This is a genomic window from Polaribacter sp. HaHaR_3_91 (assembly GCF_019278525.1).
Lineage (GTDB): Bacteria > Bacteroidota > Bacteroidia > Flavobacteriales > Flavobacteriaceae > Polaribacter.
This window is the reverse complement of the sequence record NZ_CP058986.1, coordinates 2,172,174-2,192,722: the sequence shown is the minus strand read 5'-3', so window position 1 is coordinate 2,192,722 and position 20,549 is coordinate 2,172,174. Positions and strand designations below refer to the sequence as shown.

Here is a 20,549-nt window from a genome sequence, read left to right as displayed (position 1 = left end):
CATGAAAAGACTCCAAATAAAAACAGCACAAAATGTAAACATCAATTTTACCCTTGCAAATGTTGGCCAAAGGCTATTTGCATTTGGAGTAGATAATGTTATAAAATTTGCATATCTCTATTTTGCCATTGAAATTTTAGATTTTAGAATGTTTCAAACCGCATTGGAAGGAGATTCTTGGTCTTTACGTGCCATAGATGTACTCATTTTTCTGCCAGTTACCTTTTATTCTTTGTATTCAGAAATACTCTTAAACGGACAAACAGTAGGTAAAAAATTATTCCATTTAAAGGTAATTAATATTGATGGTTTTAAACCTTCTACAACAGATTTCATCATCCGTTGGTTTTTAAGAGTGGTAGATTTTAACCTTTTTACATTACTATTTGTTTATGTGGCTTCATTAGGATTAGATGATGAAGTAGCTTTATTAATGTTGCTTTTTTTCTTTGGAAAAATGATTGGTTTTTTATTGATATTATTCACAGATAATCAACAACGTTTTGGCGATATCATTGCTAATACGGTTGTTGTTTACCTAAAGGATGATGTACAGTTTTCTGAAACCATCTTAGAAAATATTTCAAATGCTTATGTACCAACGTATCCGAATGTTATTAAACTGTCTGACAATGATGTTCGTATTATTAAAAACACGTTTAATTCAGCAAAGAAATATAACGATTTTAAAACCTTAATAAAACTTCGCTCTAAAGTTTTAGAAGTCACCGGAATAAAATCTATTCACAAAACAGATAAAGAGTTCTTAGATGTTGTTTTAAAGGACTATAATTTCTACACACAGAATATGTAATCTTTTAGTTCTTAGTTTTATCAAATTTTACAAAAACAGCTGTTTTATACTTAATAGCTGTATTTATATAATTTACCAATTTAAAGAGAGGATTGTATGTTCTTTAAAAACCTATTTAACATAATATAAATTATAATACATATTTATTTAATGCAATTTTACGATAATATTTTAATATTTAAAGTTAATTGTGTTCTATGATTGTAGTATAAATGTTATGGATTCAATCCAACAATAAATAATATAAGAAATAACACCAAATCTGTTTTTCTAGTTGGCACTAGAATTGAATATTCGGTATAATGGTTAAATAATTTTCAAATATGCGATTCTACAGGAAGTAATAATTATTTAAGTTTATAAATTACGCAGTCATTCCTATAACAAATACATCAATAAATTTTTTCATTTTTGATATAATTCTTTCACCAATTTCCCGAGCCTTTAAAATACTTGATCTATTTTTTAAAACATTTAAAAACGTCTTGTCTAATTTTTAGAGGTATAAAAATAAGTATTTAACTGGTTTTAGATAAAAAAAAATCTAGTACAGAATAATTGAATATTGATGGTTAAAATGTTAAAAATAAGAAGTAATGTAAACGGTTTAATGCTGAAAATTAAGAAGGAATTTAATTCATTTTAAAGAGGAAAGTAATTGTGGGGAGAGCAGGATTCGAACCTGCGAAGACGTAGTCAACGGAGTTACAGTCCGTCCTCGTTGGCCGCTTGAGTATCTCCCCTTTTTACTTATTTTTTTCTTACAAATCTGTTGTAAAAGTAAACCAAATAACATCAGATTTTGTTGTAAAGAACTACCTTGTTTTCTTAAGGTGTGCGAATATACAAAGTTTTCATAAATGACCTAAAAATATTTTGTTTTTTTTTCAGTTTTATGCTTTAATTTAATGTTCAGAACTTGTTGCTTTGTTAGATTAGCAAACCTTTATAAGAGTAACAATCTGAAAATAAAGTATTTCGGGTTTGCAATGTTAATTACACCAAAATAGTAGTTCCTTTTGCAGTTTTATTTGCATCTTCATCAAAATAAAAATCAATACGTCCTAAGTTTACACCATAAGCTCCTACTTGGTTGACCAAAGTATTTTTTCCGTCTGCATTTTTTACAATGGTTGGTTTTGGTAAAAAAATATGGGTATGACCGCCAATAATTAAATCGATGTCTTTAGTAGCCTTCGCTAGTGTTAAATCTGAAACTTTATCTGGATTGCTTTTATAATAATATCCTAAATGCGATAAACAAATAATCAAATCGCATTGTTCTTCTTGCTTTAATTGACGTGTAATATCTTGTGTAATTTCAATCGGATTTAAATAACCGGTTTCTTTGTACATCTTCTTACCTACCAAACCTTCTAACTCAATCCCCAAACCAAAAACACCTATTTTAAGTCCGTCTTTATGCAGTATTTTATAAGGTTTCACATGCGTATCTAACACTGTATTTTTAAAATCGTAATTGGCAGAAACAAAATCGAACTTAGCGTTTGGTAATTGTTTGTACAATCCTTCTATAGAATTGTCAAAATCATGATTACCAATTGTAGCGACATCATATTTTAAGATACTCATCAACTTAAACTCCAATTCTCCTCCAAAATAATTAAAATAAGGCGTTCCTTGAAAAATATCACCAGCATCTAATAACAAGGTGTTTTCATTTTCTTTTCGTATTTGTTCTATCAAGGTAGCGCGTCTTGCTACTCCTCCTCCATTCGGAAATCTGTTGTGGTTGGCTTTAAAAGGTTCTATATGACTGTGCGTATCATTGGTGTGTAAAATAGTAATATGTCTTTGTTTTTTTGCAATAAAAGACGGTAATGTAATACCACCAACTAAGGCCATAGTAGAAAAGGCTCCTGTACGTTTTATAAAATCTCTTCTTTTCATTAGTTCAGTTTTACACGGTTATCAATGGTAGTTTGTAATGTATCTACTTTTTTAAAGTAATCTATAATAGCATCTCTCATTTTGTAATCTAATACAGTTAATGCTACAGGATTTTTAAAAAAGTTCATTTTATCGCCTCCATCTTGTAAATAATCTGAAGTTAATACAGTATAGGTATTCTTTTTATCCAATGGCTTGCCATTAATTAGTAATGTATACGTGTCTCCTGTAATGGTAAGTTCTATATTTTTAGACAAAGGATGTGCGGCGCTGTTTTTTATAAAATAGGTAACTAATTCTTTTATTTTATCACCTGTAAGGGTAGCAACAACCAATTCATTATCGAATGGCATTAATTTAAATGCGTGTTCTTTGGTGATGTTTCCTGCCGGAATGCTCGCACGAATTCCGCCACTATTAAACATCGAAAAATCGATAGAATTATTAGTTTTCTCTTTAAAAAGTGGGTTTGCCACTGCTACACACATATCTGCCAATAGGTTGCCTAAAGTACTTTGTCTGCCAATATTTTGCTTGGTTAACTTTATAGGTGTATACGTTAAGGTTTCTTGCATATCACCGGTAAGTTGTTCTTTATAAGGTGCTATGAGATTTGTTATTTTTGTAGATGGTACAAATGTAATGTCTATAGCAATGTTTTTAGCCGTTATTTTTGTGAGTTGCTGATCGGCTTTTTTGCAAGAAACTACAAGCAGTAGACCGCAAATAAAATGTAATAATTTCATGGTTTTCATATAAGGCCGAAAGCTAATAATTTAAAAAATAGTATCCTTTTTTTATTCTATTAATTTACCTGTACATTCTCTTAAAATATAATTAAAATGCTCCACATCGTCTCTATTTAACTTTAAAACACCTGTTACGGTTACAATTTTATCTGTTTTAAAATTTGGTTTGTTCTTAAAATAAAGTTCTACTGCAGTTTCTGGACCACCTTCTCCACAAAAAAAACAAGAAGACATAGGTCCTTTAGATAATATGTAAATATTTTCTTCTGGAGCAATATTTAAAAAATACCCTTTAATAGTAATTTGTTTTCCATCTAACGCCTTTACAGACGGTAAAAAAGTAGGATACATAAAAGTTTCATTATATTCTGTAAAAAATTTATCTGTATACGTTACTGCTGCTAAATCTTGCCAAGTAATTTCTTGTTGACTGTAACCATAAAAGCTACAGAAAAGCAAAACAAGAAGTAATTGTTTATTTTTCATTACTTAAAATTGTTGAAATATTCATTTTTATAATAGGATAAATAGCCAATACAACCGATACAATTATCATTGTAAAAATGAGGCTTGCTATTTGTAATAAATCTTTAAAAGGCAATGCTTGCAGTACATCTTGCTGATAATTAGTTTGCATGCTAATTAGTGTAAAAAAGAAGACTGTTTTAACAAACAGAAAACCCAATAAAAAGGCTGTAAATACAATAGTTAGTGCTTCATATAAAACCATTTGCACCAATTGAAAATTACTAGCTCCGTAGGTACGCAAAATAGCCAAATCAAAAGCACGTTCTTTTACCATTTTATACAAACTCGTAAAAATTGTGAGACAAGAAATTACTAAAATTAAATAAGCGATTCCTGAAATGGTTTTAAAACCAATGTTTGTATATTCCTGTAGTTTATTCAGTTCATAAGCAGGCAATGCAGATTGCATATTGGTGTCTTTATTTATTTTTCTAGGCATGCTTACAAGTGCTCTTTTACTTTTAAAACGAACTAATAAAGAGGTGATTTCTTTATTTTCCTCGTGGTGTACATCGTGTTCATCATGATGCCCTGCTGCATGTTCTTCATGTTTTTCCTCTTCATGATGATGTACATCCCAAATGCTTTCTAAATTAGTAATCAATAAACGATCAATAACTTTTTGTGTAGGCTTTAATATTCCAACTACAGTTATTGCATCTTGATGCACATCTAAACTATTTTCTACCAAACCGTGAGAACTTAAAAAAGTATCACCAATATTTAAATGTAATTGTGCTGCCACAGTAGCTCCTAAAACAACTTCCATAGAGGCTGATACAAATCTTCCTTTTTCTAATTCCGCCTTGTAAATACCAAAATAGTCTTTGGTAGTTCCTACAATTCTATATCCTTTGTAATTATCGCCATAAGAAATAGGTATGGCAGATTGTATCATTGGATGCTTGCCAATTTTTTTGGCTTCTTCATAAGAAATATTTCCAGTAGGATTGTCTAAATGCAATATCGAAGCCAGCACCAATTGTAACGGACTTCCCTTTGCTCCTATTACTAAATCGATATTTCCTACATTGTTTTCAATTTGGTTTTTAAAAGCGTTTTTTAATTGTTGAATTCCTATTAAAAGAGCAATACTTAGCGTCAAAATAAAGACACTTAAAAAAGTATATAAAGGTTTCGATTTTATATTATGTAGACTTATACTCCAGATTTTCATAATAAAACGGTTTTATTAAAGAACGGTTTTACTCTCTGATCATGTGTAATTACAATTAAATTCGCTCCAGTTTGCTTTGCTTGTTTCAGGAGTAAATTCATCACAATTTCACAATTTTCATCGTCTAAACTAGAAGTAGGTTCATCTGCTAAAATAATTTTAGGTTTATGAATCACTGCTAAAGCAATACCTAAACGTTGTAATTGGCCTTCACTAAGTGTTTTTATGCTACTTTTTTTAAATTCAGATAAACCTAATTGCGCTAATAAAACTTCTATTTCCTTATGATTAATCGGTTTTTTACTAAATAAAAGCCTCGCTTGTAGGTTTTGAAATACATTTAAAGCTTGAATTGCATATTTTTTCTGAAATACAAGTCCGATATTCTCCCCTCTAAAAGCATCTAATTTGTGGTTAGACAATGCATTAATATCGATATCATTAACTACAACAGTCCCATTTACAGGTTCTAATAATCCTGCCAATAAATGTAAAAAAGTAGTCTTACCAATACCCGATTTTCCTATAACGAGTAAGTTTTCGTTTTTATCTAAAGCGATATCAGGAAAACTAAAAATACGATCATTTTTATTATATTGAAAAGTAAGACTACTTGTTTTTAGCATTTTAATGTGTTTATGACACTTTTACTTTATATTTTTAATTGACATCATTATTGCATCAATACCATTCCTTTTCTTTTTAAATTGATGGTATAACTAAACATGGTAATGGCAATAACAACCACAGAAATTAGTAACAAACCAACAATGGCATAAAGTAAAGAATGATCTTTTTTAGGCGCATACGTAAATGTTGGTAATTCCTTATACATCGTTTTATTAAACGTTTTGTTGTTGTACAATAAAGGAACAAAATAATTACGCCAATCTGCAGCAAATTGATACACTTGATTTTGGTAATTGTTATAATCTTCTTTTGTAGTACCTGCCATAGTACCTAAGGCACTTTGCGTAATAATTGCTGGAGATATCCATTGAAATTTAGATACCCAAGATTGTTGTTTTTTTAATTTATCTTCATAATCAGAGAAAAGTGGTTCCAATTCTTCTTTAATTAATTGCTGAGAAGCAATATATCCGTGCCAAAACGAACGCGCTTGAGATGGATCATTTACAGCATATTCGGGGTGATCTCTTAAAAAGTTATCTAATATTTGATCTTGCTTTTTAGTAGCTGCTGCTTTGTGTTCGCGTATTTCACTAATCATTTCTGTTCTTGGCGGAATTGGATAAAAAATATCTCCGGTCTGACTGATAATAGAAGGCATTAGCAATACAAAAACAATCCATAATCCTAAAAGAGACAAAGCGTTTTTTGCAGATTTAGAGCTACTAATATTAATAGCAAAAGCCAAACTAAACCAAAATAGCATATAACAAAATACCAGGGCTAAAAACGAAAGGAAACTTATAAAAGGTACATTAGCGAAAAAACCAAATACAATGGCGGATACCACAATAATAATGACAAACAAACAAAACAAGCGCATGGCTAATTTTTGCAATACCCATTTTCTAATAGAGATCGGTTGTGATGCCAACAAACGTAAAGTACCTCTTTCTTTTTCTTCGGATAAAACATTGTAAGAAAATGCTATAATAAGCAACGGAAGTAAATAAACGATGACAAACATTAAATCGAAACTTCCAAAAAGCAACTGAATTGGACTGGTCATTTCGGTGAAATTCAGTGCAAAATCATCTCCAAATACGGTTGGCAATACATAATGCGTAAAAATATCACTTTGTCCTACAGCTAAAAAGCCCATATCATTAGGATCCATTGCAGCAACTCTAGGGTAGTAATTTCCAATAGAAATTGGGCTCGTCGGAATTTTATAACGAGACACATGCACATTCATTCCGTTTTCCAAAGAATCTAAAACAGCTAGCATGTTTTTATCTGAAGCTTGCACTTCAGTTCTTGCTTTCGAAATATTTACTTTCCTTTTTTCTACTTTATTTTCGCCATTAAAAGCAGCAAAAACAAATAAACCCAATAAAAGAATACTAATCAACTGTATCCAACGACTGCGCAGAAGTATTTTTAATTCATATTTAAAATTATAGTACAGCATGCGATAGTTAATTTTTTTTACGGTTAAAAACGAATAATAAAGAGGTGGTAAACAATACCCAAGCCAATAAAATAAGCATACTAATTTTCTGTTGTTTTAAAACAGTACTTAAGTTTACATGCTCGTACTCAAACTTCGGAAGGTTTTTCCAAGTATCTGATTTTGCTAAATAACCACGCTCCATATAACTTGTGTTATTCGCGTAATTATCATTTAAAAACTTTTGTGTTTCAATTCTATAACTTTCAGAAGCATCAGCAAAATCCCAATGAGATTGATAATCCGTACGAGCAATTCCCATAGATAAAAATCGAGCAGAAAGAAACGGTGAAATAACAGAAAGTGTATTGTACGTAGCTACTTGCTTTTGAAACTGTGCCTTTAAAACAGCATAATGCTTTTTATATATACTAGCTTGATACTCCTCTCCTTTTTGCATACGATACGCAATAAAATTAAAAGGAAGTTGGTTTAAACTATCCACACCATATTCTAATAACACGTCTTTTTCTAATTGTTTAGAAGCTTCACTCCAAGGGTTATGTCCGTCTAACCCTTCTTTTTTAGCATCAGAAATAGTAGTCGCAAATTCTTGATGAGTTGGATATGGATATTTTGATTCCGCAAAATTACTAGCAACTTTTGGCGCTACTAAGCAAGAGATAATCCAAACACCCAATGCGACAACAAGCGACACACTCGATTTTTTAACTTGAATAGAAATAAAAAGTACAATATTGATAAATACAGTATAATAAAATAAATAGATCAATAGCAATAAACCTAAAGAAAGCCAACTAAACGATGTATAGCCTTCTATAAATGAGAGTACCATACCCGAAAGCACAAATAATAAGGTTGTAAGAATAAAAATAGGCAGAAAAATAGAGACCCACTTTCCTAAAATCATTTTCCAATATACCATACCCTGACTCTTTAATAAAGCCATAGTTTCCATTTCTCTTTCTTTGGTAACACTATTATATCCTATTAAAATAATTAAAAGCGGTAAGATAAATAGTAAAATAAAATCTGGTGAAAGCACTCCAAAACGCGCCAAACCTGTTTGGTCTGCAACACTACTATATTGTGCTTCATTACGTTTGTGTGCTTCTAAAAAAATAGAAGTACCTGTGTATTTATTAACCCCTTGATCTAATAACGAAAGTGGATGTTTAGGTTTAAATACATAATTACCATAATGTGCCGCAGAATGCGGATTTTTCTCTCCCTGATTTTCCCAAACAGCACGTTCTTCTGTTTTTGCTGATGCTACTTCTCCAATCGATTTTTTATATTGATTTCTGCTTATCCAAACCGAAACAAGCAATAATAACAATACAATAATTCCAGAAAGTTTAACACGACCATCTCTAAAGAGCTCTTGGATTTCTTTTATAATTGTTTTTTTAATCATTTTTACGGCGTATTTACAATCATGGTTTTAAGATATACTTTCTCTAATTCTGATAAAGAAATGTCTTTAGAAACAAATTGTTCTAACAATTGTCCGTTTTTCATAATCCCTATATTTGTAGCGATTTCTTTTGCTCTAAAAAGATCGTGAGTAGCCATTAAAATAGCTACATTTTTCTTTTTAAGTTCTTGTAGTAATAAACCAAATTCGTTACTTGCTTTAGGATCTAAACCAGAGGTTGGTTCATCTAACAAAAGTACTTTTGCCTGTTTAGCAAGTGCAATAGCAATCCCTACTTTTTGTCGCATTCCCTTAGAAAAAGCATTGGTGCGTTTGTAAAAAGCATCCGATTGTAAACCAGCTTGTGTTAAAAGAGATTCTAACTGTTCCTTTTTTAAATTCTGACCACCGATACCAGAAAAGTAATCAAGATTTTCTACAGCGTTCAATGTTGGGTACAATATTAAGTTTTCGGGAATATAAGAGATGTCTTTTTTGGTTTCTAAATTGTTCTTTTCAACATCTATTCCATTAATCAATGATGTACCAGAAGTTGCTTTTAGAAAACCTAACAATAAATTTATAGTGGTAGATTTTCCCGCTCCATTAGCACCTAAAAGACAATATATTTCGCCTGGTTTTACCTGTAAGGATAATTCATTTAAGGCAACAAAATCTCCATATTTCTTTGTCAGTTTTTCTGTTTTAATCATGTGATTTATTTTAGTGATGTTTTTATTGTGTTATTGGCCATTGATCTTCTTGCGGAAATGATTTAGTTTTCCATGTTTCTATTTCTTTATCAGTTAATAAACAAGTGTTTAATTGAGCGATTATGGCTTCTTTCTCTAAATATTGACCAATAAAAACTAATTCTATTTTACGGTCTCCATATATGGCGTCCCAACCTTTTTCTATATCGTCTTTATTTTCTACAAAAACAGCAGAACTAATGCGTTCTCCAAAAGACATTGATGCCCACCAAACACCTGCAGAGTCTGCTTTACAAGATCCTCCTGCGGAACTCCAAAGTAAAGCTTGGTCAGACCTAGAGGCTAACCAAAAAAGCCCTTTACTTCTTATAATATTCTGAGGAAAATCTGTATTTAAATAGTTTAAAAATCGCGCTGGATGAAATGGTTTTTTACTCCTATAAACGAGAGAGTTAATTCCGTATTCTTCCGTTTCTGGCACGTGCTCATTTTCTAATTCTTTTAACCAACCTGCAGAAGCTTCTGCTTTTTCATAATCAAATAACCCCGTGTTTAAAACGCTTTCTATTACAACTTTAGAGTTTTGTGTGGTAATAATACTTGCTTCAGGATTTAATTTTTGAATAATTGCATGCAGCGTTGCTACTTGTTCTTCAGTAACTAAATCTATTTTATTCAAAATAATTACGTTTGCAAATTCAATTTGGTCTGTTAACAGGTTTACAATAGTTCTATCGTCTCCTTCTATATTCGTCAACTCTCTTGTGGCTAAATAATCTGCACTAGAAAAATCTTTTAAGAAATTAAAAGCATCTACCACCGTAACCATCGTATCTATATAGCTAAACTTGCTTAAATCTATTTTACCATCTTCACTTTCAAATGTAAAAGTTTGAGCAACAGGAATCGGTTCACTAATTCCGGTGCTTTCTATAAGTAAATAATCAAATTTATTTTGAGCAGCTAGTTTTTCAACCTCAATCATTAAATCTTCTCGTAAAGTACAGCAAATACATCCGTTAGACATTTCGACTAACTTTTCTTCGGTTCTAGAAAGTGTGTTTTCATTTTCTAGAAACTGAGCGTCTATATTCACCTCACTCATATCATTTACAATAACAGCTACTTTTAACCCTTCTTTGTTATGCAAAATATGATTTAATAATGTGGTTTTACCAGCTCCTAAAAATCCACTTAAAACAGTTACTGGTAATTTTTTAATTCCTTTTATCATTATTATTTTATATTTAGAATTGGGATTATTTATGAAGGTTATCGTAATTAATTGAAGATATTTAAGCTATTTGCAATCGCTTGTTCTAAAACAGCAGGTTCACTACCAGCACCAATAGTTAGTAATTTAGTTCCTGTTATTGGCACGCCTTTAAAAGGTCTTACAAATATTTTTCCGTCTGGAGTTCTTTCAAAATAAGTGTAATTTGTTTCTTTAGCTATTTGTACACAACCTTTAACTCTAAGTATACTCTTAGGCAACTGATTACATATAAGATCTATGCACTCTTTAGAAGGTAAAACAGGTAAATCTATAGAACAAGAAGACCAATGTGCTTTTTGATGCGCTAATTTATCAACCACATTTTTAGAAGGTAAAAGAATGGGTAACAACTCCACATCTAGCTTCTCCATAGCGATAATTTTAGCAAAAGGGTTGTGTTTTTTTAAGTCTTTAATTACCAATTCCTTCCTATGTTCTGAAGCTCCATCAAGATGTGTCAACACAATTAAAGAGGATACCTGTATTTGATTCGCTTCTAAATCATTGTGTTCACCACGTTTTTGCCAATTTAGTACATCTACCACAGAGATTTGTATAGGTGGTAAAAACCGATTGTTTACACCTACTCCTAAAAACTCCATAAGCGTACATGCATCTGATGTTCCGTTGGCTTCAATTAAAGTAATTCCGTTTTTTCTAATAGGAATTCCGTTTACATAATTTCTAAGTTCATGTATGCCACTGCAACAAATACAACTTCCGGTAAGCGCTTTTATATGTTTGTTATTTACTTTATCTAGAAACTGCTGTACATCCATATTGGCATTTTCATAATCATTTAAGATCACAAAAGGATTCCATTCTTTTTCAGTAAAACGATCTATTAAATAGTTTAATAAAGTAGTTTTCCCTGATCCCAAAAAGCCGACAATGGTAATAATTGCTTCCATATTGTAAAAACGCTTACGCTGATTTATACTTCTAGTAAATTTAATTTATTCATTTTTTCTATTAAATTTCCTGTAATTGCTACCACTGCTGGTTTCGGTATATCGTCTTTATCAAAAGGCCAAGTACTCGTTGGGTTGCTTAAATCTTTTGTTTGTTCACCAGGATGTTGAACACTTAAAAACAGTGTTTTACCATCAGGAGAAAACCAAGGACCTGTTAACTCTGCATCATTTGGTGCAGTGGCAACTCTAATTACTTTTCCAGCGTCTTTTCCGTATCTCGGAATTACAAATAAACTGTTATTTTTAAAAGGTAAATACGGTGTATCAGCTTTATTCATTGCGCTTCCAGACATGTCTGATGTCATCCAAAGATTCCCTGCTAAATCAAATGCTAAGTTATCCGGACAAGAAAACCCTGGTTCCTCTCCTCCTGCTTTGTATGTTTCTGCTTTAAAGGTTAGCGAATCAAAAGCACCATTTGTTTCTTCAATTTTTAAAATTGACCCATGGAAATCGCCTTTTGGTTTGTTATTTGTTAAGGAGACAAAAATGTTTCCGGTAATAGGATCTATTTCTATGTCTTCAGGTCTGTTTAATGCAGTAGCTCCAATTAGTTTTGCAGCTTCTCTAGCTCTAATTAAAACTTCTGTTTGGTCTTTGAATTTACTTTTTAAAATCGGTTGATTCTCCCAATCCATAGCCAACCATTTTCCGTTGATGGTATCAGCCACATAAAGTGCTCCTTCTTTTAAAGAACCTGGTTTAGAAGAGATAAATTTATACAGATGTTCATCGTTATGATCATCACCAGTATATGCAACAACACGTTTATCTTCTAGTTCGTAAAGTGTACAACATTCGTGTGCAAAACGCCCTAAGGCGATATGTTTTTGTGCAGTTCCGTCTTTTGGATTTACTTCAACTACCCAACCATAATGCTCCGGTGGATAGTTATAAAACGTTTCCCATCCGTATTCACTTGCTCGATGAGAAGGATTGTTATTTTCATCATATGCTGTTTCTCCAAAACAGGCATCATAGTTTTCTTCGCAGGTAATAAATGTTTTCCATGGTGTAATTCCTCCAGAACAATTACTATTTGTTCCAAATACGGTAGTCGCTTCTTTAATTGGAGTATCCCAATTTAGCGTCATGGGGGTTTGGGATGTAATACGTCTGTTATGAGGATCATTTTCAACAACTTTCCAAATGCCATTTTCCTCTTTTATTCGTACAATACTGCCACCAACATTGTACATTTCTTTATCTACTTGCTCTTTTGTTTTTGGTGTTTTATTTTCTTCGGATTTATTAAAATCAGAAACAAAAAACGGATTTATATATTCATGATTTACCCATAATAAACCGTCTTTAGGGTTGTTTTCATCCAAAGGGATAAAACAGATAAAATCATTATTGAATCCAAAAGTATCAGTATTATTAATGCTTTCTCCCCATTTAATGATGGAATGATACTCTAATCCATTGGCTAATAATAAATCGTCTTTATCCGAAGGCAATAATCCTTCTAAAACCAAATTTTTTAAAGTTTTAAATTGGTCATCAGACATAACATCAATTCCTTTTGCAGGAGTTGTTGTATTGCCACAACTTACTAAAAACTGAGGTGCAACCGCTAAACCTACTCCTGCTTTACCAATAAAAGATATAAATTTTCTTCGATTATATTCCATATTACATTCTTGCGTTAAATAATTATTAATTCGTAATTAATTAAAAGCTAAATTATATTTTTTCTTGAGCGATGATCTTTAAGAAATCGTTACGTTTTTCTGTTTCAGTAAAACAACCTCCATATTCTAAAGTGGTTGTAAAACTGCTTTGATCTTTGATACCTCTAGAAGAAACACAAAGGTGTTTTGCTGTCACCGAAACAATTACATCTTTAGTACCTAAAATAGTTTGTAAATCGTTCAAAATTTGAAGTACTAGTCTTTCTTGTACTTGCGGACGGCGTGCATAATAATCTACCAACCGATTTATCTTAGACAAACCGATTACTTTGTCTTTAGGAACATATGCCACATTTGCATACCCTATTATTGGCAAAAAGTGATGTTCGCAAGCAGAGTCTATCGTAATATTTTGTTCTACTAACATTTTATTATACCCATATTTATTTTCAAAAGTGGATAGTTTAGGTTTGTTTATAGGGTTTAAGCCATAAAACAACTCTTTTACATACATTTTAGCAACACGATATGGGGTGCCAGATAAACTATCATCAGTTAAATCTAACCCCATTTCTTCCATGATCTTTTTAAAATGATACTGGATGTTTTCTATTTTTTCTTCATCACTTTTATCAAAAGCATCTGCACGTAAAGGTGTTCTTATACTTGATGAGAAATGATTGTCACCTACAATTTCTATTTGTTTTTTATTTTTCATTTGTACAACATTTATCGGTTTTACACTGGCAATATTTTCTATTATAGGTATGTAAAATAATTAGTGCAATTGCTGGTATATAAATTGCGCTTTCTGGTATAGAAAGCAATGCTATTTTTTCATTGATAATCACAATAAACAGTAGCAACCAACTAAACCACAAAGCAGGTTTCATCCAGGTATTTGTAGTAGTTTCCGTAGATCTATAAATGGCAAAAAAGGAGATTACTAAAAAGAAATAATCTATAAATTTCCACCAAACAGGTGTCGTACTGCAACAAGCTGATGCGCCTGCTTGCACTATAAACAATAAGGGAGTAGCAGCACAATGTATAAGACAAAGAGAACTTGCTATAGCACCAATGCTATCGGATTTTTGTTTTGAAATAATCATTACTATTTTATTAATACAACTGAGTTGCAAATGTAAATAATAAATTTGTTATTACAACTAAGTTGCACTATATTTGTTATATGGGAATTATTAGAAAAACAAAGGCTGTAGAAGTATTACTTAATGAGTTTAAAAACAGTTCTGTAGCTATTTCTGCAAAAATGCTAATAAATCAATTAGATACTGAATTTAACAAAACAACGATATATCGTATTTTAGATAAGCTAGAAGATGATGGTGTTTTGCATTCTTTTCTTGGTAAAGATGGACTTAAGTGGTATGCTAAATGTACCGGATGTTCAGCTACAGAGCACAAAGATGTGCATCCGCATTTTCAATGTCTAAGTTGCGGTAAAGTAGAATGCTTACAAGTAAAAGTTGTTATTCCTAAAATAGAGAACAGACAAATAGCTTTTTCCCAGGTGCTTATACAAGGGAAATGTGAAGAATGTATTGGATAAAAAAACCAACTAAATAACTTGTAATTTATTTAATTGGTTTTATAATACGCTTAATTTTAATTTATGATCAAAAGATTTTATTAGTAAAAAGCAGATACTTATACTGTTTATTCGACTTAAAATTACCGTTATTTCCTATGCAAATAATGTTTCTGTAACTGTATATATTTTTTATAACGAATTTTAAGAAGCTCCAAAAAAAATACTTGTAGGTTCATTTATTCTATAATATCCTAAAAGTTTATATTACCGTAAAAATCTCACTTTCAGCCAATCTAGATTTTGGTGTTTTTTCTGTTGAATTAAAATCAGATTCAGTTCTATAGCCCAAAGAAACAGCTACTAAAGAAGTGAAACCTTTTTCTCTTAATCCGAATTCTTCATCTAATGCTTTTACATCAATACCCTCCATTGCTGTTGCATCTATTCCTAAACTTGCAACTCCTAATAAAAAGCTTCCAATGTTTAAGTATACTTGTTTTTCCATCCAATGTTGATAGTCTTTTAAGTCATATTTATGAATGTTTGCAAAAGCATTCATTGCTCCATACATACCATTTTTGACGTCTTCATTTGGGAATCTTCCATCTTTATTCTGTAACTCTAAAAGGTGTTTAAAATAAGCATCATCTGCACCTTCACTTGTTTTTGAACAGAATAAAACAACTGCAGAAGCGTTTACCACTTTTGGTTCGTTAAAATGAAAAAAACCTTTCGTTCCCTTTGCCATACGTGCTTTTCCTTCGGTAGTTTCTGCAATAATAAAATGCCAAGGTTGAAGGTTTACACTTGAAGGACTCATTCTTAGTAAATTTTTAACTTGCACCATATCTGCATCAGATATTTTCTTGGTTGGATCAAATTCCTTAGTGGTGTATCTCCAGTTTAATGTTTCTTGTAAGTTCATATTATATTTTTTTATTTTACTATCATTTTTACAGTGACAAAAGTATACAGAGCATTTGTATCTCACAAGAACGGTCAAAAAGGATAGTACCCAAACCCTCTTATAAAATACGCTTAAACAACTAAAATACAATTACTTAAATCAAATGTTAAATTTACTATAAAAAGTATAGTTGTATACCTTAGTATAGTATTATATCTTTGTTGGTTCAAAAAAAAATTACAGCCTTATGTACACATATAAAGGAAAAGAATATCCTTGTTGCGCAAGTTTAACTATGGGAATGATTGGTGGTAAATGGAAAACGGTTATTTTATTTCATTTACGAAACACTGCACTTCGCTACAATGAATTAAGAAAGGAAATGCCAACAGTTACAGAAAGAACCTTAAGTCTACAATTAAAAGCTTTGGAGGAGGATGGTATTATTAATAGAACCGTTTTTACCTCTAAAGCCCCTTTAAAAGTATCATATTCATTAACCTATTTTGGTAAAACTCTAATTCCGGTTGTACAATCTATAGCAGATTGGGGTTTTTCTGTGCTTGAAAAAGATAAAAGTGTTGGTGTTAATATATAAATGTTAAGACTTACAAACACACGTTAAATACATCATATTTTACCCCTATTTTGCAACTTTTCCAAAGTTAGAATTCTTAAAGCTGATGAATATATAATATTTTTAAATATTAAACTAAAACTTTAAATAAAGTTATATAAATTCTATATTATATGATGTTTATAAAATTTATTTTAATATAATTGATAAAAAATATTTGAGTTTTAATGAACTCTTTTACAATAAGAATTACTGTTTATTTGTTCTGTCAGAAAAGAAGTACGTTACAATACCAGTTAATACAAACAACAACCCGATGGCACTTTCTTTCGGTTTTTCCATTAACATATACCCTAATATCCATACACTAAAAACCACAAAAACAATTTGTAGAAATGGTTTTAACGGACTCTTAAAAGCTCCTTTTCTTCCTTTTAACCAAAATATAGAAGCAACGGTTAAGGTTCCCATTAATTGTAATAAGAAACTAGCATATAAAAGAACTTGCTCAAAAGTACCTGTAAGCGTTAATACAATACTTATTCCTGCTTGTAACCACAAAGCTCTTACTGGTATTCCGTTTTTGTTTTTAACGGCTATTTTCCTCCAAAAAGAATGATCTTTAGCCATTGCAAATGTTATTCTAGAACCAATCCAAAGATAACCGCTTACAGTTGCAATAAGTTGTATGGCAATTAAGTAACTCACCCAGTTCCCTCCTTCTGTGCCAAAGATGTTTTTAAAAGAAATAAAAGCGACTTCCACCTTACCAGAAAGTTGATCTACAGACGCATGTTTTAAAAATACAACTTGCAACAGTACGTAAATTATGGTGACTAATGCAGTTCCGAATAGTAAAGCTTTTGGTAAATTTCTTCTTGCATCATCAATTTCATCCACGATGTATGCGGCAGAATTCCAACCTGTATATGCATATGTTACATATAATAGTGAAACAGCAAAACCAGGTAATAATATTTCGTCTTGCCAAGAATTACTAAGATCTATAGCGGTTACATCTTGCGCAGGTACAAAACTAAAACCGAGTATGATTAATATTAGTACAAAACCAATTTTAACACCTGTAGAAATGTTTTGAAATTTTCCGCTTTGCCCAACGCTTATAGAGTGAATTGCAGTCAATATTAAAATCACCAAAATACCGAACCAATCGTTAAATATAGTTGGATTTATAGGATTTAAATAGCTTTTCATAGCCATTACAGAAATAGCAATCGGAGCCGAAAAACCAACAGTTAAGGAAACCCAAGCGTAAATATACCCAACAATTGGATGAATTAATTTAGATAGAAATACGTAATCTCCACCAGAATCATCAAAATTTGTACCTAATTCGGCATAAGTTAATGCACCAATTAAAGCAAATAAACCACCTAACAACCAAATTAGCACGATACTCCATGTATTTTGAATATCAGTTAATTGATACCCTAAACTGGTAAAAACTCCAGTACCAATCATATTGGAAATAACCAAAGCTGCTGCTGTCTTCCAACCTATTTTGTGTTTACCTTTCATGAACTTTGGTTATTTCCTTTTCAGAAATATCTAATTATATTTTGTAGTTTAATCTTGCAAAATAAAATGCTCCCGTTGTTCCCATTTGAACCGATGCATATTTAAATACACCAAAATAACTGTTGTCATAAATTTGTTCATCTGGCAATACATCAAATAAATTATTTGCTCCAACTGTTAAAGAAAGATTATCATTGATATTGTAAGAGCCTGTTAAGTCTGTAGTCACTTTTCCTGAATGTAATTGAGTGCCTCCAAAAGGAAAACCATTTCTAGTTATTTCTCCCCAATACGTGTTTCTTAACATTACGCCAAACTTATTTTTTGTTAAATCGACCGTAAATATTGCTTTGTCCTGAGGATTATTAGATTCAATTAAACTTTTTTCTTGAGCACCAAAATACACATCTTCTTGACCTACAAAAATGTCCGGAACATTATTAAGTGTATCGTCTACTTCCGTTTCATTATGGTTGTACAATAAAGAAAAGTTTAAAGCACCTTCATTTAAAGATACTTTATAATTCATTACCAAATCTACACCTGCAGTGGATGTATTAATTGCATTGGTAAAAAAACGTGCAGAAGAAACACCTAGTGGCTTAAGAATATCTTGTAATTCTGATATTTCATCACCATAAACATCATTACCTAAACTACCTGTATAAATAATTCTATCGTCAATATCAACTTTATAAGCATCTAAAGTAATTTGAAAATTATTGGTAACCTTAGCTGTTAAACCAAGACTTATACTTGTAGAAGTTTCTTCTTTTAATTCAGGAATACCTAAAGTCTGAGCAATTTCACTATCGTTTCTAAACGTACCTCCATTAATAAGGTTTCCGTCAACCAAATCGGTAGCGATATTATTAAAATATTGTTGTTGTAAAGATGGCGCTCTAAATCCAGTTCCAAATGCACCTCTTAAAACAACAGCATCTGTTAATTTATATCTTGCTGCTATTTTTCCGTTAATGGTGTTCCCAAAATCATTATAATTTTCGAATCTACCAGCTACATCAACTAAGAATTTGTCAGTAAAATTAAGCTCAACATCTGCATATATTCCTACAGAAGATCTTTGCTCATCTACTTCATTATTCGGTGCAAAACCTGGAAATGAATTTGCTCCATTGCCAATATACGAACCTTCTTCTCCTGCATAAATCGTATAATTCTCGTATCTGTATTCAGCACCAAAAGCCAAACCAAGTCCGCTCATGATAGTATCATCAAATTTAGAAAAGTCTAAGTTTACGGTATTTTGTAAAAAGGTATGTCCACCTGCATCAAAAGAAGTCGGACTATTAATGCCCAATGCATCATTTACAGTATTAGAAATGCCATAATCAAATTGATTGTAACCATTGGTATTACTCAAATCAAAATCCCATTCACCAAGTTTTGTTTTATAACCTGCAATTAAAGAAAGATCGACAACTGTAGATTCTAACATGGGTTGAAACCCGTTTGGATATAACTCTAAAACATGACCTTCTGAAGGTAATCTTCTAAAACCAAAACCATTACCCGTTCTATAGTTTCCACCACCTGCTGCGTAAAAAGTATCATTTTCATTCGTAGGAAGTTCAAGGTTTACAAAAACCTGGGTATTGGTTATAGCCGCATCTCCAATTTGAAAATTAAAATCATCACGAGTTAAACCAGCAGCATTAATCAATTCGTTATCACGTTCTCTGGCACCATCATTAGAAAAATCATACGCAAAGAAATTGCCTAAATCAGACTGGTCATAAATAACCAAATTATGATTTTGACTTCTACTTGTTTTACCTCTATCGTTAAATTCTGCCGTAAGGTTTATAAAACCACCTTTATTGCCAATTTTGGTACCATAATTTACATTTAAATTAAAAGTCTCTCCATCGCCTTCCGAAGTTAAACCATAAGTAGTACCAACCTCTAAACCTGTATTTTTCTTTAAAATAATATTGATGACCCCTGCAATAGCATCAGATCCGTATTGAGCAGCAGCTCCATCTCTAAGTACTTCAATTCTATCGATAGCAGCTGAAGGTATCGAAGATAAATCTGTACCAACAGATCCGTTACCAACCGTGTTTTGATTATTTAATAACGAGGTCGTGTGTCTTCTTTTTCCGTTGATAAGTACCAAAACTTGATCTGGACCTAAACCTCTTAAAGAAGCAGGATCTACATGTTCTGTTCCGTCCGAAGAAGATTGGCGATTAGAATTGAATGAAGGTACTAAATTCGCTAGCAAATCATTCGCCGTAGTTTGTGCACTTGTTAATTTAATTTTAGACACATCTACAATATCTACCGCTACTGGAGTTTCTAATTTCGTTTGTCTTGGATTTCTTGTTCCTACCAGTACAACTTCCGAAAGAATCTCTGATGATTCTTGTAAAACAATTGCTAAGTTTCGTCCTCCTTGTTGTTTCTGAGTTTTAAACCCTAATGCAGAAAAAACTAAAATTGCGTTTTCATTATTGCTAGAAACAGAAAAATTACCACTGTTATCTGTAATAGTTCCTGTTGATGTACCTTCGATAATAACATTTACGTCTTCTAGTGGTGAGTTATTGGTATCAATAACTTTTCCGTTGTATATTTTCTGAGCAGATAAACAGAGAGTTGTACTTAGAAATATAAATAATAAAAAGGACCTCATAAATTTTAATTTAAACTG

Annotated in this window: 19 protein-coding genes and 1 tRNA gene; 3 read left to right on the top strand and 17 right to left on the bottom strand. The window is 31.5% G+C overall.

Going from position 1 to position 20,549, the window contains the following annotated elements:
- Position 1: 1 nt before the first annotated feature.
- Entirely contained in the window at positions 2-814 is an 813-nt protein-coding gene (locus H0I27_RS09135; RefSeq protein WP_218730412.1) for an RDD family protein, read from the top strand.
- A gap of 661 nt (positions 815-1,475) precedes the next feature.
- On the opposite strand, the gene H0I27_RS09130 is transcribed toward H0I27_RS09135, so the two are convergent.
- The 14 genes from H0I27_RS09130 to H0I27_RS09065 form a co-directional block, all read right to left on the bottom strand.
- A tRNA-Tyr gene (locus H0I27_RS09130) sits at positions 1,476-1,557 on the bottom strand.
- Positions 1,558-1,810: 253 nt separating this feature from the next.
- Positions 1,811-2,725 carry a bifunctional UDP-sugar hydrolase/5'-nucleotidase gene (locus H0I27_RS09125; RefSeq protein WP_218730411.1) on the bottom strand — a complete coding sequence of 305 codons (915 nt, stop codon included), beginning with the start codon at positions 2,723-2,725 and terminating at the stop codon, positions 1,811-1,813.
- Positions 2,725-3,471 carry a 5'-nucleotidase C-terminal domain-containing protein gene (locus H0I27_RS09120; protein WP_218730410.1) on the bottom strand — a complete coding sequence of 249 codons (747 nt, stop codon included), beginning with the start codon at positions 3,469-3,471 and terminating at the stop codon, positions 2,725-2,727. Before H0I27_RS09120 ends, H0I27_RS09125 begins: the two co-directional genes overlap by 1 nt.
- Before the next feature lie 51 nt (positions 3,472-3,522).
- Positions 3,523-3,960 (bottom strand): hypothetical protein, encoded by a 438-nt coding sequence (locus H0I27_RS09115; RefSeq protein ID WP_218730409.1) that lies wholly within the window; start codon positions 3,958-3,960, stop codon positions 3,523-3,525.
- Positions 3,950-5,179, bottom strand: coding sequence for an ABC transporter permease (locus H0I27_RS09110; protein WP_218730408.1), 1,230 nt, complete (start codon positions 5,177-5,179; stop codon positions 3,950-3,952). Before H0I27_RS09110 ends, H0I27_RS09115 begins: the two co-directional genes overlap by 11 nt.
- Positions 5,176-5,805, bottom strand: a complete 630-nt coding sequence (locus tag H0I27_RS09105) for an ABC transporter ATP-binding protein (RefSeq protein ID WP_218730407.1) — start codon at positions 5,803-5,805, stop codon at positions 5,176-5,178. The genes H0I27_RS09110 and H0I27_RS09105 overlap by 4 nt, the downstream gene beginning before the upstream one ends.
- A gap of 47 nt (positions 5,806-5,852) precedes the next feature.
- Positions 5,853-7,220 (bottom strand): DUF3526 domain-containing protein, encoded by a 1,368-nt coding sequence (locus H0I27_RS09100; RefSeq protein ID WP_254712833.1) that lies wholly within the window; start codon positions 7,218-7,220, stop codon positions 5,853-5,855.
- 67 nt (positions 7,221-7,287) lie between these two features.
- Positions 7,288-8,697 carry a DUF3526 domain-containing protein gene (locus H0I27_RS09095; protein WP_218730405.1) on the bottom strand — a complete coding sequence of 470 codons (1,410 nt, stop codon included), beginning with the start codon at positions 8,695-8,697 and terminating at the stop codon, positions 7,288-7,290.
- A gap of 2 nt (positions 8,698-8,699) precedes the next feature.
- Positions 8,700-9,410, bottom strand: coding sequence for an ABC transporter ATP-binding protein (locus H0I27_RS09090; RefSeq protein WP_218730404.1), 711 nt, complete (start codon positions 9,408-9,410; stop codon positions 8,700-8,702).
- Positions 9,411-9,432: 22 nt separating this feature from the next.
- Positions 9,433-10,644: a GTP-binding protein gene (locus H0I27_RS09085; protein WP_302849945.1), complete on the bottom strand. Its 1,212-nt coding sequence runs from the start codon at positions 10,642-10,644 to the stop codon at positions 9,433-9,435.
- 47 nt (positions 10,645-10,691) lie between these two features.
- A complete protein-coding gene (locus tag H0I27_RS09080; protein ID WP_218730403.1) occupies positions 10,692-11,597 on the bottom strand; it encodes a GTP-binding protein in 906 nt (301 codons plus the stop codon).
- A 23-nt stretch (positions 11,598-11,620) separates the two neighbouring features.
- Positions 11,621-13,294 carry a PhoX family phosphatase gene (locus H0I27_RS09075; RefSeq protein ID WP_218730402.1) on the bottom strand — a complete coding sequence of 558 codons (1,674 nt, stop codon included), beginning with the start codon at positions 13,292-13,294 and terminating at the stop codon, positions 11,621-11,623.
- A 52-nt stretch (positions 13,295-13,346) separates the two neighbouring features.
- Positions 13,347-14,012 carry a GTP cyclohydrolase I FolE gene (gene folE, locus H0I27_RS09070; RefSeq protein ID WP_218730401.1) on the bottom strand — a complete coding sequence of 222 codons (666 nt, stop codon included), beginning with the start codon at positions 14,010-14,012 and terminating at the stop codon, positions 13,347-13,349.
- Positions 14,002-14,406, bottom strand: coding sequence for a MerC domain-containing protein (locus tag H0I27_RS09065; RefSeq protein WP_218730400.1), 405 nt, complete (start codon positions 14,404-14,406; stop codon positions 14,002-14,004). The genes folE and H0I27_RS09065 overlap by 11 nt, the downstream gene beginning before the upstream one ends.
- An 80-nt stretch (positions 14,407-14,486) precedes the next feature.
- Here H0I27_RS09065 and H0I27_RS09060 point away from each other — a divergent pair, with 80 nt between their 5' ends.
- Entirely contained in the window at positions 14,487-14,867 is a 381-nt protein-coding gene (locus tag H0I27_RS09060; protein WP_218730399.1) for a Fur family transcriptional regulator, read from the top strand.
- Positions 14,868-15,108: 241 nt separating this feature from the next.
- Here H0I27_RS09060 and nfsB read toward each other — a convergent pair whose 3' ends face one another.
- The gene (nfsB, locus tag H0I27_RS09055; RefSeq protein ID WP_218730398.1) at positions 15,109-15,774 is read right to left on the bottom strand and encodes an oxygen-insensitive NAD(P)H nitroreductase; all 666 of its coding nucleotides are present in this window, start codon (positions 15,772-15,774) and stop codon (positions 15,109-15,111) included.
- A 229-nt stretch (positions 15,775-16,003) separates the two neighbouring features.
- On the opposite strand from nfsB, the gene H0I27_RS09050 reads away from it, so the two are divergent.
- Positions 16,004-16,354, top strand: a complete 351-nt coding sequence (locus H0I27_RS09050; RefSeq protein ID WP_218730397.1) for a helix-turn-helix domain-containing protein — start codon at positions 16,004-16,006, stop codon at positions 16,352-16,354.
- Positions 16,355-16,582: 228 nt separating this feature from the next.
- Here H0I27_RS09050 and H0I27_RS09045 read toward each other — a convergent pair whose 3' ends face one another.
- Positions 16,583-17,872, bottom strand: a complete 1,290-nt coding sequence (locus H0I27_RS09045; RefSeq protein WP_218730396.1) for an APC family permease — start codon at positions 17,870-17,872, stop codon at positions 16,583-16,585.
- Between the two features lie 34 nt (positions 17,873-17,906).
- Complete coding sequence (locus H0I27_RS09040) at positions 17,907-20,531, bottom strand: TonB-dependent receptor (RefSeq protein WP_218730395.1); 2,625 nt, start codon at positions 20,529-20,531, stop codon at positions 17,907-17,909.
- Between the last annotated feature and the right edge of the window lie 18 nt (positions 20,532-20,549).

Coding starts and splice junctions, on each gene's coding strand:
- nfsB (WP_218730398.1), bottom strand. CDS start 15,774: ATGAACTTACAAGAAACATTAAACTGGAGATACACCACTAAGGAATTT.
- H0I27_RS09115 (WP_218730409.1), bottom strand. CDS start 3,960: ATGAAAAATAAACAATTACTTCTTGTTTTGCTTTTCTGTAGCTTTTAT.
- H0I27_RS09065 (WP_218730400.1), bottom strand. CDS start 14,406: ATGATTATTTCAAAACAAAAATCCGATAGCATTGGTGCTATAGCAAGT.
- H0I27_RS09135 (WP_218730412.1), top strand. CDS start 2: ATGAAAAGACTCCAAATAAAAACAGCACAAAATGTAAACATCAATTTT.
- H0I27_RS09090 (WP_218730404.1), bottom strand. CDS start 9,410: ATGATTAAAACAGAAAAACTGACAAAGAAATATGGAGATTTTGTTGCC.
- H0I27_RS09075 (WP_218730402.1), bottom strand. CDS start 13,294: ATGGAATATAATCGAAGAAAATTTATATCTTTTATTGGTAAAGCAGGA.
- H0I27_RS09040 (WP_218730395.1), bottom strand. CDS start 20,531: ATGAGGTCCTTTTTATTATTTATATTTCTAAGTACAACTCTCTGTTTA.
- H0I27_RS09050 (WP_218730397.1), top strand. CDS start 16,004: ATGTACACATATAAAGGAAAAGAATATCCTTGTTGCGCAAGTTTAACT.
- H0I27_RS09095 (WP_218730405.1), bottom strand. CDS start 8,697: ATGATTAAAAAAACAATTATAAAAGAAATCCAAGAGCTCTTTAGAGAT.
- H0I27_RS09120 (WP_218730410.1), bottom strand. CDS start 3,471: ATGAAATTATTACATTTTATTTGCGGTCTACTGCTTGTAGTTTCTTGC.
- H0I27_RS09105 (WP_218730407.1), bottom strand. CDS start 5,805: ATGCTAAAAACAAGTAGTCTTACTTTTCAATATAATAAAAATGATCGT.
- H0I27_RS09125 (WP_218730411.1), bottom strand. CDS start 2,725: ATGAAAAGAAGAGATTTTATAAAACGTACAGGAGCCTTTTCTACTATG.
- folE (WP_218730401.1), bottom strand. CDS start 14,012: ATGAAAAATAAAAAACAAATAGAAATTGTAGGTGACAATCATTTCTCA.
- H0I27_RS09060 (WP_218730399.1), top strand. CDS start 14,487: ATGGGAATTATTAGAAAAACAAAGGCTGTAGAAGTATTACTTAATGAG.
- H0I27_RS09080 (WP_218730403.1), bottom strand. CDS start 11,597: ATGGAAGCAATTATTACCATTGTCGGCTTTTTGGGATCAGGGAAAACT.
- H0I27_RS09045 (WP_218730396.1), bottom strand. CDS start 17,872: ATGAAAGGTAAACACAAAATAGGTTGGAAGACAGCAGCAGCTTTGGTT.
- H0I27_RS09110 (WP_218730408.1), bottom strand. CDS start 5,179: ATGAAAATCTGGAGTATAAGTCTACATAATATAAAATCGAAACCTTTA.
- H0I27_RS09085 (WP_302849945.1), bottom strand. CDS start 10,644: ATGATAAAAGGAATTAAAAAATTACCAGTAACTGTTTTAAGTGGATTT.